Annotated in this window: 17 protein-coding genes; 9 read left to right on the top strand and 8 right to left on the bottom strand. The window is 61.6% G+C overall.

Translation table 11 applies throughout. The annotated features are described in order from the left end of the window. Window positions 1–46: 46 nt before the first annotated feature. Complete coding sequence (locus CQW31_RS15830) at window positions 47–1,165, bottom strand: LOG family protein (protein WP_054883432.1); 1,119 nt, start codon at window positions 1,163–1,165, stop codon at window positions 47–49. A 292-nt stretch (window positions 1,166–1,457) separates the two neighbouring features. Here CQW31_RS15830 and CQW31_RS15825 point away from each other — a divergent pair, with 292 nt between their 5' ends. Next, a complete protein-coding gene (locus CQW31_RS15825; RefSeq protein WP_054883431.1) occupies window positions 1,458–1,661 on the top strand; it encodes a hypothetical protein in 204 nt (67 codons plus the stop codon). Here CQW31_RS15825 and CQW31_RS15820 read toward each other — a convergent pair whose 3' ends face one another. Beyond that, window positions 1,662–2,081, bottom strand: a complete 420-nt coding sequence (locus CQW31_RS15820) for a quorum-sensing-regulated virulence factor family protein (RefSeq protein WP_054883430.1) — start codon at window positions 2,079–2,081, stop codon at window positions 1,662–1,664. Between the two features lie 225 nt (window positions 2,082–2,306). Here CQW31_RS15820 and CQW31_RS15815 point away from each other — a divergent pair, with 225 nt between their 5' ends. The 3 genes from CQW31_RS15815 to CQW31_RS15805 all read left to right on the top strand — a co-directional run bounded on the left by CQW31_RS15815 (window position 2,307) and on the right by CQW31_RS15805 (window position 4,286). Beyond that, window positions 2,307–3,017, top strand: a complete 711-nt coding sequence (locus CQW31_RS15815; RefSeq protein WP_054883429.1) for a tRNA-uridine aminocarboxypropyltransferase — start codon at window positions 2,307–2,309, stop codon at window positions 3,015–3,017. A 179-nt stretch (window positions 3,018–3,196) separates the two neighbouring features. Beyond that, window positions 3,197–3,847, top strand: coding sequence for a response regulator transcription factor ErdR (gene erdR / locus CQW31_RS15810; protein ID WP_054883428.1), 651 nt, complete (start codon window positions 3,197–3,199; stop codon window positions 3,845–3,847). A gap of 73 nt (window positions 3,848–3,920) precedes the next feature. Then, window positions 3,921–4,286, top strand: coding sequence for a diacylglycerol kinase (locus CQW31_RS15805; RefSeq protein ID WP_010952700.1), 366 nt, complete (start codon window positions 3,921–3,923; stop codon window positions 4,284–4,286). Here CQW31_RS15805 and finR read toward each other — a convergent pair. Further along, window positions 4,283–5,209, bottom strand: coding sequence for a LysR family transcriptional regulator FinR (gene finR, locus CQW31_RS15800; RefSeq protein ID WP_054883426.1), 927 nt, complete (start codon window positions 5,207–5,209; stop codon window positions 4,283–4,285). The genes CQW31_RS15805 and finR overlap by 4 nt on opposite strands. 118 nt (window positions 5,210–5,327) lie before the next feature. Between finR and fpr the strand changes: the two genes are divergently transcribed. Beyond that, window positions 5,328–6,107, top strand: coding sequence for a ferredoxin-NADP reductase (gene fpr, locus CQW31_RS15795; RefSeq protein ID WP_054883425.1), 780 nt, complete (start codon window positions 5,328–5,330; stop codon window positions 6,105–6,107). 70 nt (window positions 6,108–6,177) lie between these two features. Here fpr and tsaA read toward each other — a convergent pair whose 3' ends face one another. The 4 genes from tsaA to CQW31_RS15775 all read right to left on the bottom strand — a co-directional run bounded on the left by tsaA (window position 6,178) and on the right by CQW31_RS15775 (window position 8,675). Further along, window positions 6,178–6,873 carry a tRNA (N6-threonylcarbamoyladenosine(37)-N6)-methyltransferase TrmO gene (tsaA, locus tag CQW31_RS15790; protein ID WP_054883424.1) on the bottom strand — a complete coding sequence of 232 codons (696 nt, stop codon included), beginning with the start codon at window positions 6,871–6,873 and terminating at the stop codon, window positions 6,178–6,180. A gap of 6 nt (window positions 6,874–6,879) precedes the next feature. Continuing rightward, a complete protein-coding gene (locus tag CQW31_RS15785; RefSeq protein WP_054883423.1) occupies window positions 6,880–7,341 on the bottom strand; it encodes a DUF1456 family protein in 462 nt (153 codons plus the stop codon). Window positions 7,342–7,389: 48 nt separating this feature from the next. Continuing rightward, window positions 7,390–8,100, bottom strand: coding sequence for an rRNA pseudouridine synthase (locus CQW31_RS15780; protein WP_099814866.1), 711 nt, complete (start codon window positions 8,098–8,100; stop codon window positions 7,390–7,392). Between the two features lie 119 nt (window positions 8,101–8,219). Further along, window positions 8,220–8,675 (bottom strand): GNAT family N-acetyltransferase, encoded by a 456-nt coding sequence (locus CQW31_RS15775; RefSeq protein WP_054883421.1) that lies wholly within the window; start codon window positions 8,673–8,675, stop codon window positions 8,220–8,222. Between the two features lie 208 nt (window positions 8,676–8,883). Here CQW31_RS15775 and CQW31_RS31655 point away from each other — a divergent pair, with 208 nt between their 5' ends. From CQW31_RS31655 to CQW31_RS15755, 4 genes are all read left to right on the top strand, one after another. Then, a complete protein-coding gene (locus CQW31_RS31655; RefSeq protein WP_099814887.1) occupies window positions 8,884–9,477 on the top strand; it encodes a hypothetical protein in 594 nt (197 codons plus the stop codon). A 182-nt stretch (window positions 9,478–9,659) separates the two neighbouring features. Beyond that, window positions 9,660–10,505, top strand: coding sequence for a DUF6502 family protein (locus CQW31_RS15765; RefSeq protein WP_099814865.1), 846 nt, complete (start codon window positions 9,660–9,662; stop codon window positions 10,503–10,505). Continuing rightward, entirely contained in the window at window positions 10,502–12,091 is a 1,590-nt protein-coding gene (locus tag CQW31_RS15760) for a DUF5666 domain-containing protein (protein ID WP_178075573.1), read from the top strand. The genes CQW31_RS15765 and CQW31_RS15760 overlap by 4 nt, the downstream gene beginning before the upstream one ends. A 54-nt stretch (window positions 12,092–12,145) precedes the next feature. Continuing rightward, window positions 12,146–12,895 (top strand): hypothetical protein, encoded by a 750-nt coding sequence (locus CQW31_RS15755; protein ID WP_099814863.1) that lies wholly within the window; start codon window positions 12,146–12,148, stop codon window positions 12,893–12,895. A gap of 71 nt (window positions 12,896–12,966) precedes the next feature. On the opposite strand, the gene rimO is transcribed toward CQW31_RS15755, so the two are convergent. Continuing rightward, on the bottom strand, window positions 12,967–14,298 hold the full coding sequence (gene rimO, locus CQW31_RS15750; protein ID WP_054883416.1) for a 30S ribosomal protein S12 methylthiotransferase RimO: 1,332 nt from the start codon (window positions 14,296–14,298) through the stop codon (window positions 12,967–12,969). Window positions 14,299–14,517: the final 219 nt, after the last annotated feature.

The following is a 14,517-nucleotide window of genomic DNA, read 5'->3' as shown; positions in this document are numbered from 1 at the left end:
CGTACGCCGGCGACGAGGCCATTTTGCTTCGTCCCGCAATTGCTCTTCAGCTGACCTTCAACGCTTCCCGAGCCCGCTGGGTGGTATGCATTGGCTCCGGCTTGGCCCAGTTTTCCGGCAAGTTGATGAAGTCGACCAATTCGCGCAGTCGTCCCTGATCACGCCCGTTGAAGGCAAACGTCAGTCGCGTCAGATGGCTGAAGTTGCCCACCTCGTGTTCGGCACCGCTGTCGGCGTGCTGGTGGTAACGGCCACTCAGGCGCAGGTCGGCAAACCCCTCCTGTATGTCATGCAGTGCAGCCTCGCTGAGCCGATGGTGCATGCGGATCACGAACTGGTTTTTCAGCCAGCGGCTGGAGTGGTAGTTACTGTAGAACTGGTTGATTTCTTCCACCGCCTCATCGGCACTGTGCACCAGGCGCAGCAGCTTCAGGTCACTGGGCAGGATGTAGCGGTTTTCTTCGAGCTGACGGCTGATGAACGCCAGGCAGTCCTGCCAGAACGTACCGCCCGGTGAGTCCAGCAGTACCACCGGCACCAATGGGCTTTTGCCGGTCTGGATCAGCGTCAATACTTCTAGCGCTTCATCCAGGGTGCCGAAGCCGCCGGGGCAGAGCACCAGTGCATCGGCTTCCTTGACGAAGAACAACTTGCGAATAAAGAAGAAGTGGAAGGGCAGTAGCTTGTCGGTGCCATCCACCGTGGGATTGGCGTGTTGCTCGAAGGGCAGGGTGATGTTGAAACCCAGGCTATGGTCACTGCCGGCACCTTCGTGCGCCGCCGCCATGATGCCGCCGCCGGCCCCGGTAATGACCATCAGTTCGGAGCGGGCAAGGGTCGCCCCCAGCTCACGGGCGAGGGCGTACATCGGGTGTTCCACCGGGGTGCGTGCCGAGCCGAACACGGTGACCTTGCGTCGCCCACGGTAGCGCTGAAGCATGCGAAACGAGTGGTCCAGTTCGCGCAAGGCCTGCAGGGTGATCTTGGCGCTCCAGCGGTCGCTGTCGTCATGGGCCATGCGCAAGACAGTGAGCATCATGTCGCGGTACAGCGGCAGGTTGGGGCTGTCCGGGGCGACCAGTTGCAGCTGCTGGTCGATCTTGCCCAGGTCGATGCCATGGTCCCTGAAGTGATTGAACAGGTGTTCATTGGATTGGTAAGGCATTCAACGTCTCCTTCTGCAGCAAAACCTCTGACCGGGCCGATGGTGTGGCACGGCCGCGACACTGCGTGTGTCGCTGGCTGCCGTGACTCGAGTGTGCATCCCGAGCATTGCAGTAGGCCTTCAAGGCCTTGGTGCAGGATCTTGTTGTTTTGCGAGTCCTCGCTATCAATCTAGACCGTTGCGCCTGATCGTGCAGACGGGATCACCGTGGCCACTCGTCGGCCTGCGACCAGCCTTGTGGTGGGTTTGGTTAACTGGAGAAGCGAAACGTGTCGATGCAGGAGGTGGCGGTATGCATCGCTTGGTCATCGAGGTAGACCGGCAGCTCTATCAGCAGCTGGAAAATGCAGCCCAGGATCACCATGTAAGCCTGGAAGCAGAGTGCCGCCGCAGGCTGGCAGCGCTCGAGTGCCAGTCACGCTACCTGCAGGCGTTACTGGCGGAGATGCGCGCCGACGAAGAGTCGCGGCGCGCCGAGGGAGAGCGGGTTACCTAATCACTTCTTCTTGTTGCCAGCGGTGCAGCTGGCCGCATCGAAGGCCTGGTCCATGACCGGTTGGTTGGTCTTGTACACGCTGAAGCGGTAGACCATCACCGCCCCTTTGGACATCAGGTTACGGAAACCACTGTTGCGGCAAACGCTGTCACCAAGCTGGCTGCGCACTTGCTCCGGGTTCTGCTGCATGCGTGCGGCATGCTCGGCGCGGACGCTGAGGTGGTTGATCAGCGCCTTGCCTTCAACGGTATAGCCCTGATCGAGAATGTCTTCGTTGATCGCGCGTGGGGTGCCGACACTGCTTTCCGTGGCGACCTTCTGCAGCAACTTGTTGAGCTCGAACTCCTGCTTGGAGGCAGCTTGGGCTGCCAACGGCAGGGCGAGCAACAGGCTCAGGGTCGGGACGATAAGACGCAGCATGAATCTCTCCTGGTTCGATGACTGGCGCTTTGACATGCGCCGGCGGCGGGCGTTCCATGAAGCCGGCTGCATCGCGGGCAAATTCATGGTGGCCAGTGCCGCCGATTATAAGGGACCGGTTGGCTCCGCTGCACGGCCAAATGGCGCCTGCTCTGGTAGACTGGCGTTTTGCACCTTCCGAGTCCCTGCAGTGTCCAGTCACAACCCGTCCACAGGCTTGCCAGCATGAGCCACGCGGTAGCACGCCTGCGTGCCGAGCGTCTGGCACGCAGCAACAAGCCTTTCATTGCCCGTGGTTCACGCGCCGAGCGTTGCCCCGATTGCCGTGTAATTGCCACCCACTGCCTGTGTGCGTGGAAGCCCAAGGTGCAGGCCGACTCAGGCGTGTGTCTGCTCATGCATGACACCGAGCCGTTGAAGCCAACCAACACCGGCTGGCTGATCGCCGACCTGATCGAAGACACAAGCGCCTTCGGTTGGCTGCGCACTTCGGTGGACGAGCGCCTGCTGGCGTTGCTCGACGATCCGCAGTGGCAGCCCTACATTGTTTTTCCCGGCGAGTTCGTCGCCCGGGAGCGGGTGGTCAGCGAGGTCGTGCGCGAGCCGGGCAAGCGCCCGTTGTTCATCCTGCTCGATGCCACCTGGACCGAAGCCCGCAAGATGTTCCGCAAGAGCCCGTATCTTGATCGCTTCCCGGTGCTGAGCCTGCAAGCCGAGCAGATGTCGCGCTATCGCCTGCGTCGGTCCAAGCGTGACGACCATTTCTGCACCGCCGAAGTCGCGGCCATGTGCCTGGACCTGGCGGGTGACAGCCAGGCGTCCCAGGCGCTGGACGCCTACCTGGATGTATTCAGCCTGCATTACCTGAGCGGCAAGCGTCGCCTGCCACTGGATGATCAGGACGACACCCACCAGCGTTTGCATACCTTCCTATAGTCCAAGGGGCATATGGCTCACTTTGGTTCATAATGTCGGGGCTGGCAGCCAGGGTGGGCGAGACGGCAGGGTAGTCGGCTTGACCACTTCCGGCCGTGCTCGGCATCCTTGGCGCCGATTCCCCGCCCGGCGCTTTACTACTCCGCATGCGCCTGGCACAGAACAGGATCCATAGATCGATGGCCACATACGAAATCCTGATTGCCGATGACCACCCACTGTTTCGTAGCGCGCTGCGCCAGGCCGTTACCCTCGGCCTGGGCGCCGATGTGCGACTGGTTGAAGTGGCGAGCATCGCCGAACTGGAAACCCGCCTGAGCGAAAAGGCCGACTGGGACCTGGTCCTGCTGGACCTGAACATGCCCGGTGCCTATGGCTTCTCCGGGCTGGTGCTGTTGCGTGGCCAGTACCCGCAGATTCCGGTGGTAATGGTCTCGGCGCAGGAAGAGGCCGCGGTGGTGGTCAAATCCCGCGAGTTCGGAGCCAGCGGCTTCATTCCGAAGTCCAGCGGCCTTGAAGTCATTCAGGATGCCGTGAGAAAAGTGCTTGATGGCGAGGTCTGGTGGCCACCGCAAGCCTTCGAAAAGGTCGATGTTTCGGCGGAAGCCAAGGCCGCCAGCGAAGGCCTGGCCAGCCTCACCCCACAGCAGTTCCGCGTGCTCACCATGGTCTGCGAAGGCTTGTTGAACAAGCAGATCGCCTATGAGCTGAGCGTGTCGGAAGCGACCATCAAGGCTCATGTGACGGCCATCTTCCGCAAGCTGGGTGTGCGCACCCGCACTCAGGCCGCGCTGTTGCTGCAACAACTTGAATCGGTTGCCAGTAACTGAGGGTGCCCGGATTCACGCTTTTTTGACCCGCGCCGCACTAGTCTGCTGGCCTTTCTGCTGTGAAGTGACTCACATGACATCGCCATTCAAAGGCCAGACCGGCCTGAAACGCATTTTCAACGCCGCCGGCTACTCACTGGACGGCCTGCGCGCCGCCTTCAAGGGCGAAGCCGCCTTCCGCCAGCTGGTGCTGCTCAACGTGCTGCTGATCCCGATCGCTTTCTGGCTGCCGGTCAGCCGTGCCGAGCGGGCAATCATGATCGCCGTATGCCTGCTCGGTCTGATCGTCGAACTGTTCAACTCGGCAGTGGAAGCCGCCATCGATCGCATCTCGCTGGAGCGCCACCCGTTGTCGAAGAACGCCAAGGACATGGGCAGCGCCGCACAGTTGGTGGCGCTGACCATGGTCGCACTGGTGTGGGGCGTGATTCTGCTCTAAGCGATTGGCGGCAAGACGATCTCGTCACTGCGGGTAAAGCCCGCAGTGAAGCCGCGGCACAATTCCAGAAATTCGCGCATCGCCGAGGTCTGGTATTTCTGCTTGTGCCAGATGAAATAGAACTGGCGCATCAAGTCCAGTTCCGGCGTCTCGACCGCCACCAGGCTACCGCGGCGGAAGGCATCGCGCAGGGCCAGGCGGGAAATGCAGCCGATACCCAGCCCCGACTCCACGGCACGCTTGATCGCCTCGGTGTGTTCCAGTTCCAGGCGAATGTTCAGGCTGGTACGGTGATGGCGCATGGCCTGGTCGAAGGTCAGGCGTGTGCCGGAGCCCTGCTCGCGCAAAATCCAGGCTTCCTGCGACAGGGCTTCGACATCGGCGCGGCCGGCCTTGGCCAAGGGATGTTGCGGTGCGCAGAACACCACCAGCTCGTCCTCGACCCACGGCTGTACCTCAAGGTCCGGATGGTTGCAGTCACCTTCGATCAGACCCAGGTCAATTTCGTATTGCGCGACCTGGTGCACAATATGTGCAGTGTTCTGCACATGCAGTTTCACCTGGCTTTCCGGATGAATCTGCATGAAGCTGCCGATCAGCAGGGTGGCCAGGTAGTTGCCGATGGTCAGCGTGGCGCCGACCGCCAGCGAGCCGAAGCCGGACTTGCCATTGAGCAAGTCTTCGATCTCCTTGGCCTGGTCAAGCAACGCGACGGCCTGGGGCAGCAACTGATGGCCCAAGGCATTGAGCGCCAGGCGCTTGCCGGCTCGGTCGAAAAGCTGGCAGCTCGACTGCCGCTCAAGCTCGGTAATGGAGGTGCTTGCTGCCGATTGTGAAAGCGCGAGCACGCTGGCCGCCCGCGACACACTCTGGTGCTGGGCCACGGCAACAAATACCTGAAGCTGACGAAGTGTAAATCGCATATCTATATAACCGATAACACATATCTTGATAATTCAGTTAACAGATATTGTGGCTACCCCTAAACTATCGCGCAACTGCGCGTCTTGCGCGCTGCGTTTTTCTTCAGGAGCCCCTTAGATGAGCAACATGAACCACGAACGTGTCCTCAGTGTGCACCACTGGAACGACACCCTGTTCAGCTTCAAGTGCACCCGCGACCCGGGCCTGCGCTTCGAGAACGGTCAGTTCGTGATGATCGGCCTGCAACAGGACAACGGCCGTCCGCTCATGCGCGCCTATTCCATCGCTTCGCCGAACTGGGAAGAGCACCTGGAGTTCTTCAGCATCAAGGTCCCGGACGGCCCGCTGACCTCGCAGTTGCAGCACCTGAAGGAAGGCGACGAGATCATCATCAGCAAGAAGCCGACTGGCACTCTGGTGCTCGACGACCTGAAGCCGGGCAAGCACCTCTACCTGCTGAGCACCGGCACCGGCCTGGCGCCGTTCATGAGCGTGATCCAGGACCCGGAAACCTACGAGCGCTTTGAAAAAGTGATCCTGGTTCACGGGGTGCGTTACGTCAACGAAGTGGCCTACCGCGAGTTCATCACCGAGCACCTGCCGCAGAACGAGTTCTTCGGTGAGTCGGTCCGTGAGAAGCTGATCTACTACCCGACCGTGACCCGCGAGCCGTTCGAAAACCAGGGCCGCCTGACCGACCTGATGCGCAGCGGCAAGCTGTTCACCGATATCGGCCTGCCACCGATCAACCCAGAGGACGACCGCGCGATGATCTGCGGCAGCCCGAGCATGCTCGACGAGACCAGCGAAGTGCTCGACAGCTTCGGCCTGAAGGTTTCTCCACGTATGCGCGAGCCGGGTGACTACCTGATCGAGCGTGCCTTCGTCGAGAAATAAGACGAACGAAGCAACGAAAAAACGCAGACCCGGGTCTGCGTTTTTTTTATGCCTGCAAGGCGGGGCCTCCTCAGTCTTCGCGCACGACTTCCAGGACCTGGATATCATTCGGTTGCGGGTAATGCCAACGGACCTGCACGTCCCAGAGCTTCACGCCGTACACCCGCTCCGGTGGCGGCACCTGATAGGCCGGGCGCGGGTCCTGCGCCAGGCATTGCTCGATCAGCTCCACCAACGGCTCACCAAGGCGCAACCCATGCGCGTGGGCCTGGGGCAGGGCAGTGTCGCTCCAGCCAACGGCAATCGCGACCGGCGCGTCACTGGCCATCAGGTTGGTTGCCCCGGCAACGCTGTCGGCGTAAGGCACATACGGTTTGATATCCAGTACCGGCGTGCCGTCCAGCAGGTCGATCCCGGACAGCAGCAGACGCCCTGGCTCCACCCCCTCCAGGCGCACCACCGACTGGCCAATGCCATTGGGGCGGTGAGTGGCGCGGGTGGCGAACACGCCCATGCTCTTGTTGCCGCCCAGGCGCGGCGGGCGCACTTTCAGGCGTGGCTTGTCTTCCAGTGCCTGGTGGAACAGGAACAGCAACCAGACATGGCTGACTTGCTCCAGCCCGGCCACCGCATCGCCCTGGTCGAACGGCGGCAGCAGCTCCAGCACCCCACGGGCGGCTGGCGCCAGTTGTGGCTGGCGCGGGATGGCGAATTTCTCCTTGAAGCAGGAGCGGATGATGCCGACAGGTGCAACCGTATGCTGCATGGCCACTCAGCCGCGCACGCGCAGGGTCAGGCCCTTGAGGAAGTTGCGCAGCAACTGGTCGCCGCAGGGGCGATAGTTGTCATGCCCGACCTTGCGGAACAGTGCGCTGAGCTCAGGCTTGGACACCGGGAAATTTACTGCCTTGAGAATCGCGTGCAGGTCTTCTTCCTTGAGTTCGAAGGCGACCCGCAGCTTTTTCAGGATGGTGTTGTTGGTCACCGGCAACTCGACGGGCTGCGCCGGGCGACTGTCGTCCTTGCCACGGCGGTGGATCACCAGGCCGTCAAGGAAGTGCGCCATGACCCGTTCCGGGCAGCGCACGAAACCGGCTTCGTCTTCCTTCTTCAAATAGGTGGCGAGCACGATCGGGTTAACTTCGAGGCCGGACAGCGCGATGATTTCGGCCATCTTGGCGTCGTTCACCTTGAGCATGTAGCGCAGGCTGCGCAGGACATCGTTGTGGTTCATTGCTGCAAAATCCTGTTCAGTAGCCACGCCGCAGGCGTGGCTTATTGCTTAGAAACGTTCGGTGGCTGCCAGGTAACGCCACTGCCCTACGGGCAGCTTGCCCATCGACACGCCCCCCAGGCGAATGCGGCGCATACCCAGTACTTCCAGGCGCAGGTAGGCGCACAGCTCGGAGATCTGCCCCGGTTGCGGGTTTTTCACCACCAGGCGCAGGTGGGTCTCGTTCTGCCAGCTGGCCTTGGCCTTGGGCAGTTCCCGGTCATTGCGCGTCGCACCGCGCGCCAGGCGCTCGAAGGCCTGAGGGGTTGTCTCGCCGCGCACTTCAATGACGTATTCCTGCTCCATGCGGCGCAGATCGGCGTCGATCTTGCGGGTGACCCGCCAGTCCTGGGTGAACACCTGCAGGCCGCTGGCGCCACGTTCCAGCGGCGCCAGGCAGGTTAGCCGGGCAAAATGCCCGTGCAGGGGCCGTACCCCTTCGCGGTGAGCCTCGCTGAGGTTGCCCATGTTCATGCTGGCACGGGCAGTTTCGCTGTCGACACCGGCCGCTTGATGCATCAGCAGGGTGACTGGCTCCAATGCCTCGGCGCGCGCCCCAGGCAGCAGTTCTACCCGCTGGCTGTCAACCTTGAACTGGGGCTGCTCCACCACCACGCCATCGACCGTGACCCAGCCTCCTTCGATGTAAAGCTCGGCCTCACGGCGGGAGCAACCAAGCTGCTCGATGAGGCGTTTGGACAGGCGGACGGGTTCGGACATGGGGCAATTCGCAAGGCAGGGAAAGACTGACATTGTACCTGCCTGTGCGCGGTTGATGATGGGAATGTGTGTCAAATGCGCCATTTGGAACGCAGACCACGGCATATTCGGACACCGTCCTAGGACACTGTAGGAATCAGCCTCATGTGCAGCAGGGGATAGGGCTGCCCCAAGCCATCTGTTTCCGACCGGCCAACCACTTGGAAGCCTTCGTGCAAATAGAAGCCCAGGGCTTGCGGGTTCTGTTCGTTGACGTCCAGGCGTTCGGCATTCAATTCGTCGATCGCATAACGCAGCAGGCGTTTGCCAACTCCCTTGCCCCGGTAGTTCGGTGCGACGAACAACATGTGCACGCAGCCATTGGCGACGCCGGCGAAGCCGCAGATGCGCTGGCGATCCTTGCAGCAGATCAGCATCACGGCATCAAGGTAGCGGCGCAGCACTTGTTCGCGGAGCAACAGGATATAGGCCTCTGGCAGGAAGTCATGGGTTGCGCGCACCGAGTCTTCCCAGATCTGCACCAACTCACTGTAGTCGCTGTACCGGGGTGTCTGCAGCGTGAGGGCCGAATGCATGCCGGTATTCCTCCAAGGCGATAGGGAAAACATAGCAGGCCAACCACTGGTCAGCTGCGTTGTGCGCAGCTTGAAGCGTGGGAGGGATAGGTCTATTAATAATGCGTGGGAAAAAATCCCACGCGATGAAGAGAAACTACCTACAACAGATTCCCGCTTGATTAGCGTTCTCATGGCGAAGACCTGGAGACGGAAAATGCAAATCCACATGCTGTTCAAAAGGGCTCTACTGGCAGTCGCCGTTGCAGGCGTGCTGTCGACGGCCATCGTGTTGATTCCAGATTCGATTTCTCATGGCTCCAGCGCATATGCCAAGGATGGCGGCGGCGGCGGCGGCGGCGGTGGTCACGGTGGCGGCGGTGGCGGCGGTGGTCACGGCGGCGGCGGTAGTGGTGGCGGTGGCGGTGGCGGCGGTCACGGCGGAGGTAGTGGTGGCGGTGGCGGCGGTCACGGCGGTGGCAGCGGTGGTGGCGGCCATGGCGGCAATAGTGGCAGTGGCCATGGTGACGCAGGCCAGGGTCACGATGGCAATGCAAATTCCGGTCGCAGCAGTAACCATGCTGAAGCGGGTGATGATCATGGCAACCACGTTGGCGGTGAGCCCGGTGACGATCATGGCAACCACGTTGGCGGTGAGCCCGGTGACGATCATGGCAATCATGTCGGCGGTGAACCTGGCGACGATCGTGGCAATCACGTTGGTGGTGAACCTGGTGACGATAACGGCAACCATGTGGGTCGCGAACAGGCTGATGACCGCGGTGCTCATGCCGGCGGTGAAGTCGGGGATGACAGGAGCTGATTGGCAGTGAACAGCCCATACAAGACCCAACGGACGGGTTTTGTATGTGCGGCCCCAAGTCCGGTCCTATCACGCGTTTGCAGTGAGCGCTGACAGCTTTTTCTCATCTTAGGCGAGAAGTGGTTACAGTCGTGTGGGATGTTTTCCCGCATACTGGGTTCACAGTTCAAGGAATGCGCTCCATGCAATCGCCCTCTATCCCTCCATCCATGTTGAGTGCACTGCGCAGGATCATGCGCCCTCTGGTGCGCCTGATGCTGCGCAAAGGGGTGACCTACACGATGTTCACCGACGTACTCAAGGAAGTATTCGTCGATGTGGCGCATCGCGAGTTTCGCCTGGACGACAAGGTGCCGACCGACAGTCGCATCAGCCTGCTGACCGGGGTGCATCGCAAGGATGTGCGGCGGCTGCGAAGTGAAAGTGACGCGTCTGCCGCGGCGCTGCCGGAAAACATCACCTTAGGTGCGCAATTGGTGAATGTATGGACCCGTAGCCCGCCATTCTGCTCGCAGGCCGGCCAGGCGTTGGCCCTGCCAAGGCTGGCCAGCGTTGGCGGCGATTGTTCTTTCGACGCCTTGGTGGCGAAGGTCAGCACGGATATCCGTGGGCGGGTAGTGCTGGATGAATGGCTGCGCCTGGGCGTCGTCCGCCTCGATGATCAGGACCGCGTCCACCTCGAGGCCCAGGCATTCGTACCGCAGAAGGGCTTCGATGAGAAGGCCGCATATTTTGGCCATAACCTGCACGATCACGCCTGCGCAGCGGTGCACAACCTCAGTGGCGAAGGCCTGCCGTTTTTCGAACGCAGCGTGCACTACGACGCCCTGACCCCGGCCAGCGTCGACACGCTGCGCGAAGCCGTCAGCCAGGATGGCATGCAAACCCTGCTGGCCTTCAGCCGGCTGGCAGCCGAGTTGGAAAGCACCGACGAGCCAAGCCAAGGGCAGCGTCAGCGCATCACCGTCGGGCTCTATTTCTATTCTGAAGCCACTGACCCCGATTCGTCGAAGGCCGCCGACTCATGACGCCTTTCGTGCGCTGCCTCAATCTCGTTGCACTGGTCCTTGTTTTCGGGCTGGACCTGGGGGCGCCTGCCAATGTGGTAGCAGCGCCAGTGTGCGTCAGCCGTGATGAAGTGGGCATGGCGGGTGCTGCGAGCATGCAGTTGCCGGGGGGCGTTGGCGGCACCGGCGCCAGAACCGGTGGTATGGGTGGCACGGGTGCGCCGCTTCAGCAGCGCCCCGGTGGCACGGGGGGCACAGGCGCGCCGATCGAGCGCCCGGGCGGCACTGGTGGTACTGGTATCGTCGGCACCATCACCGGGTTCGCATCGATCTGCGTCAATGGCCAGGAGGTGCACTACGCCAAGGATGTACCTGTCAGTGAAAATGGTGCCCCTGCCAGCAGCGCTCATCTGGCGATCGGCCAGGTGGTCGCGGTGGAGGCGTATGGCACACAGCGCGGCTTGCAAGCCGGGCGCATCGCGATCCTCAACGTTTACGAGGGGCCGCTGACGGCACTGCCGAATGCTTCGGGGCCGCTGCGGGTCATGGGCCAGCCCGTGCGCCTGGCAGCCGGGGCGCGGGTGGCAGAAGGGCTGCGACCGGGCGAACCGGTCAGGGTCAGCGGCCTGCGCGACGCTGCAGGCGAAGTGGTCGCTAGCCGTATCGAGCGGGCGCCAGGGCTCAGCGAGGCCAGTGCCATTGGCGCAATCGATCACCCCGGCAGCCTTCAGGGGCTCAAATTGGGCATTCCTGTGGCACCGGCGCGGGAAATGCTGGTGCGCGGCCAATGGACCGGCAGCCAGCTGGAAGTGGCGCAAACGCGCCCTGACCCGAGCCTGGCGTTTGCCGGGCGGGGGCAGACGATGGTGATCGAAGGGCTGGTGCAGCGCACGCAGGCGCGTCAGCTGGTGGTCGGCGGCATCAACGTGACCCTGGGGCAGGATACCGTGGTCGTCGGCAAGCAGCCCGCGTCCATCGCGCTCGACCAACGGGTGCGAGTAATCGGCGTATTCAGTGCTACCCACGAGCTGCGGGCATCCCGCGTCGAGCTCGATGACGACCGCGCAGAGCATTCGGGCGCAGGGCGTTCCGGGGGTAACAGCGTGCACGTTACAAGCAGCTCGGGCAGTTCGGGCAACAGCAGCCAGGGTGAGCGTGGTACCTCCAGCATCCGCAGCCAAAGCGGTGATGACCACGATGGGCGCAGTGCCGGTGGCGGCGCCAATGATCATGGCAGCATGGACGTTGAGGACAGGTCCGGTAAGTCGGTACAGGTCGATACCGTGGAGCAACGCGAGACCAGCAACAGTGGTAGTTCCGATCGCGTGGAAAAGCTCGAGAAGCTGGAAAGAGTGGAGAAGGTGGAAAAGGTCGAGAAAATAGAGAAGGTCGAAAAGCCCGAGAAAGTCGAGAAAGTGGAAAAAGTCGAACGTCCTGAAAAAGTAGATAGGGTCGAGAAGCCTGAAAAAGTCGAGAAAGTCGAAAAGGTAGAAAAGATCGAACGGGTCGAAAAGCCTGAAACGGTAGAAAAAGTCGAAAAGGTCGAAAGGCCTGAGACGGCAGAGAAGGTCGAAAAAGTCGAGCATCCGGAGCGGTCCGGGCATTAGGCAACTAGGCTGGGTTAGTCCGTTCACACTTCCCGACGCAATACCGAGGTGCAAATGAGACCCGCGCTCCCTCTTTTCGCCTGTTTGTTGTTCTGTAGCAGTGCCTCGGCCCCGGCCGATACCTTCAGCGCCTCGATTGGCATGGACTATTCGAGTGGCGACTATGGCACGGGGACCACTTCGGAAATCTGGTATGTCCCTGTGGTCGGCAAGTATGAAACCGGCCCCATGACTTACAAAGTCACCGTGCCCTGGCTACGCATTACCAACCCTGAAGTGGGGCCCAATGGTGACCCCTTGCCCGGTGGATGCCATGCGGTGGAGAGTGGGCTGGGTGACACGGTAGCCAGCGCGGCTTATGCGCTGCTCGATGGCCGTGACGGTGGCCTGATGCTGGACCTCATCGGCAAGGTCAAATTTCCCACTGCCGATGAAAAGCAGTGCCTGGGCACGGGGGAGTACGATTACACCGGCCAGGTCGATATCGCCCAGGCATTCGGCCCGGTCACCGGCTTCGCGACCCTCGGCTGGAAGAAGTTCGGTGACCCGCCTGGCAGCGATTTCAAAGATCCGATATTCACCAGCCTGGGCTTTGCCATTCCCGTGGGGAAAGGTTCGTCGGCTGGTGCCTCGTACGACTGGCGGCAAAAGGTCGTCTCGACGGGGTCGGAAATTCAGGAACTGACACTGTTCCTCACCCACAAACTCAACCGGGAATGGAAAGTGCAGTTGTATGCGGTGAAGGGTTTTTCCGATGCCAGCCCCGATGCAGAGGCTGGAATGATGGTTTTTCACACCTTCTGACGAAAAAAGCCCCTGCCGGGTATTTCCACAGTGGGAATACCCGGCAGGGGCTTTTCCATGCGCCGACGGCTTTAAACCGGCTCGGCCCACATGTCGTATTCGTCGGCATCCACCACGCGGCACCGGACTTTATCGCCCGGCTTGAAGCCATGGTTACCGTCGATGAACACGCTGCCGTCGATTTCCGGAGCATCGAAGAAGCTGCGGCCAACCGAACCCTGTTCCTCGACTTCGTCGATCAGCACTTCGATTTCCTTGCCGATGCGCAGTTGCAGGCGAGCGGCGCTGATGGCCTGCTGGTGAGCCATGAAGCGGTCCCAACGGTCCTGCTTGATGTCATCCGGCACTTCTTCCAGGCCCAGGTCGTTGGCCGGGGCGCCTTCGACTGGCGAGTACTGGAAGCAGCCGACGCGATCGAGCTGGGCTTCGGTGAGCCAGTCCAGCAGGTACTGGAAGTCTTCCTCGGTTTCGCCAGGGAAGCCGACGATGAAGGTCGAGCGGATCACCAGCTCGGGGCATTGCTCGCGCCAGTTCTTGATGCGTGCCAGGGTCCGGTCTTCGAAGGCTGGGCGCTTCATCGACTTGAGTACTTTCGGGCTGGCGTGCTGGAACGGGATGTCCAGGTACGGCAGGATCTTGCCGGCGGCCATCAACGGGATCACGTCGTCGACATTCGGGTACGGGTAGACGTAGTGCAGGCGTACCCAGGCGCCCAGGCTGCTCAGCGCTTCGCACAGTTCGAGCATGCGGGTCTTGACCGGGCGGCCGTTCCAGAAGTCGGTCTTGTACTTGACGTCGACGCCGTAGGCGCTGGTGTCCTGGGAAATGACCAGGATTTCCTTGACGCCGGCCTTGACCAGGCGCTCGGCCTCGCTCAGCACTTCACCGACCGGGCGGCTGACCAGCTTGCCACGCATCGACGGGATGATGCAGAAGCTGCAGCTGTGGTTGCAGCCTTCGGAAATCTTCAGGTAGGCGTAGTGGCGCGGGGTCAGCTTGACGCCCTGTGGCGGCACCAGGTCGATCAGCGGGTTGTGGTCCTGGCGTGGTGGCACCACTTCGTGCACGGCGTTGACCACCTGCTCGTACTGCTGCGGGCCGGTTACCGACAGCACGCTTGGGTGCACGTCACGGATATTGCCTTCGTCGACACCCATGCAGCCGGTGACGATGACCTTGCCGTTTTCCTTGATCGCTTCACCGATCACCTCAAGCGACTCGGCCTTGGCGCTGTCGATGAAGCCGCAGGTGTTGACCACCACCACATCGGCGTCCTCGTAGGTGGGCACGACTTCATAGCCTTCCATGCGCAGCTGGGTCAGGATGCGCTCGGAATCGACCAGGGCCTTGGGGCAACCCAGGCTGACGAAACCAACCTTGGGGGTGGCGGGAGTGGTGGACATGACTAACCTCGGTATTGAATGCAGTTCGCCCGCAGCAGAAGGGGGCGATCTTGACGGGCGCTTTTGGCGCCTCTGATCAAAAAGTGCGCAATTCTAGCGAGCGCACGGTCGCTTGACCAGCAGAAAAGCGACGAACGCTGCGCTATGCTTCGCGCCATTGCGTGGGGGCACTGCATGTCCCTGACGCAGGAGTGAATTCTACCGGCCTTCAAGGCCATC

This window comes from Pseudomonas sp. 382 (genome assembly GCF_002759075.1).
Taxonomy (GTDB): Bacteria; Pseudomonadota; Gammaproteobacteria; order Pseudomonadales; family Pseudomonadaceae; genus Aquipseudomonas; species Aquipseudomonas vlassakiae.
This window is presented reverse-complemented; position numbering and strand designations above follow the sequence as displayed.

Coding starts and splice junctions, on each gene's coding strand:
- CQW31_RS15830 (WP_054883432.1), bottom strand. CDS start 1,165: ATGCCTTACCAATCCAATGAACACCTGTTCAATCACTTCAGGGACCAT.
- finR (WP_054883426.1), bottom strand. CDS start 5,209: ATGCGATTTACACTTCGTCAGCTTCAGGTATTTGTTGCCGTGGCCCAG.
- CQW31_RS15780 (WP_099814866.1), bottom strand. CDS start 8,100: ATGTCCGAACCCGTCCGCCTGTCCAAACGCCTCATCGAGCAGCTTGGT.
- CQW31_RS15820 (WP_054883430.1), bottom strand. CDS start 2,081: ATGCTGCGTCTTATCGTCCCGACCCTGAGCCTGTTGCTCGCCCTGCCG.
- CQW31_RS15760 (WP_178075573.1), top strand. CDS start 10,502: ATGACGCCTTTCGTGCGCTGCCTCAATCTCGTTGCACTGGTCCTTGTT.
- CQW31_RS15805 (WP_010952700.1), top strand. CDS start 3,921: ATGACATCGCCATTCAAAGGCCAGACCGGCCTGAAACGCATTTTCAAC.
- erdR (WP_054883428.1), top strand. CDS start 3,197: ATGGCCACATACGAAATCCTGATTGCCGATGACCACCCACTGTTTCGT.
- CQW31_RS15775 (WP_054883421.1), bottom strand. CDS start 8,675: ATGCATTCGGCCCTCACGCTGCAGACACCCCGGTACAGCGACTACAGT.
- CQW31_RS15765 (WP_099814865.1), top strand. CDS start 9,660: ATGCAATCGCCCTCTATCCCTCCATCCATGTTGAGTGCACTGCGCAGG.
- tsaA (WP_054883424.1), bottom strand. CDS start 6,873: ATGCAGCATACGGTTGCACCTGTCGGCATCATCCGCTCCTGCTTCAAG.
- CQW31_RS15825 (WP_054883431.1), top strand. CDS start 1,458: ATGCATCGCTTGGTCATCGAGGTAGACCGGCAGCTCTATCAGCAGCTG.
- fpr (WP_054883425.1), top strand. CDS start 5,328: ATGAGCAACATGAACCACGAACGTGTCCTCAGTGTGCACCACTGGAAC.
- CQW31_RS15785 (WP_054883423.1), bottom strand. CDS start 7,341: ATGAACCACAACGATGTCCTGCGCAGCCTGCGCTACATGCTCAAGGTG.
- CQW31_RS15755 (WP_099814863.1), top strand. CDS start 12,146: ATGAGACCCGCGCTCCCTCTTTTCGCCTGTTTGTTGTTCTGTAGCAGT.
- CQW31_RS15815 (WP_054883429.1), top strand. CDS start 2,307: ATGAGCCACGCGGTAGCACGCCTGCGTGCCGAGCGTCTGGCACGCAGC.
- rimO (WP_054883416.1), bottom strand. CDS start 14,298: ATGTCCACCACTCCCGCCACCCCCAAGGTTGGTTTCGTCAGCCTGGGT.
- CQW31_RS31655 (WP_099814887.1), top strand. CDS start 8,884: ATGCTGTTCAAAAGGGCTCTACTGGCAGTCGCCGTTGCAGGCGTGCTG.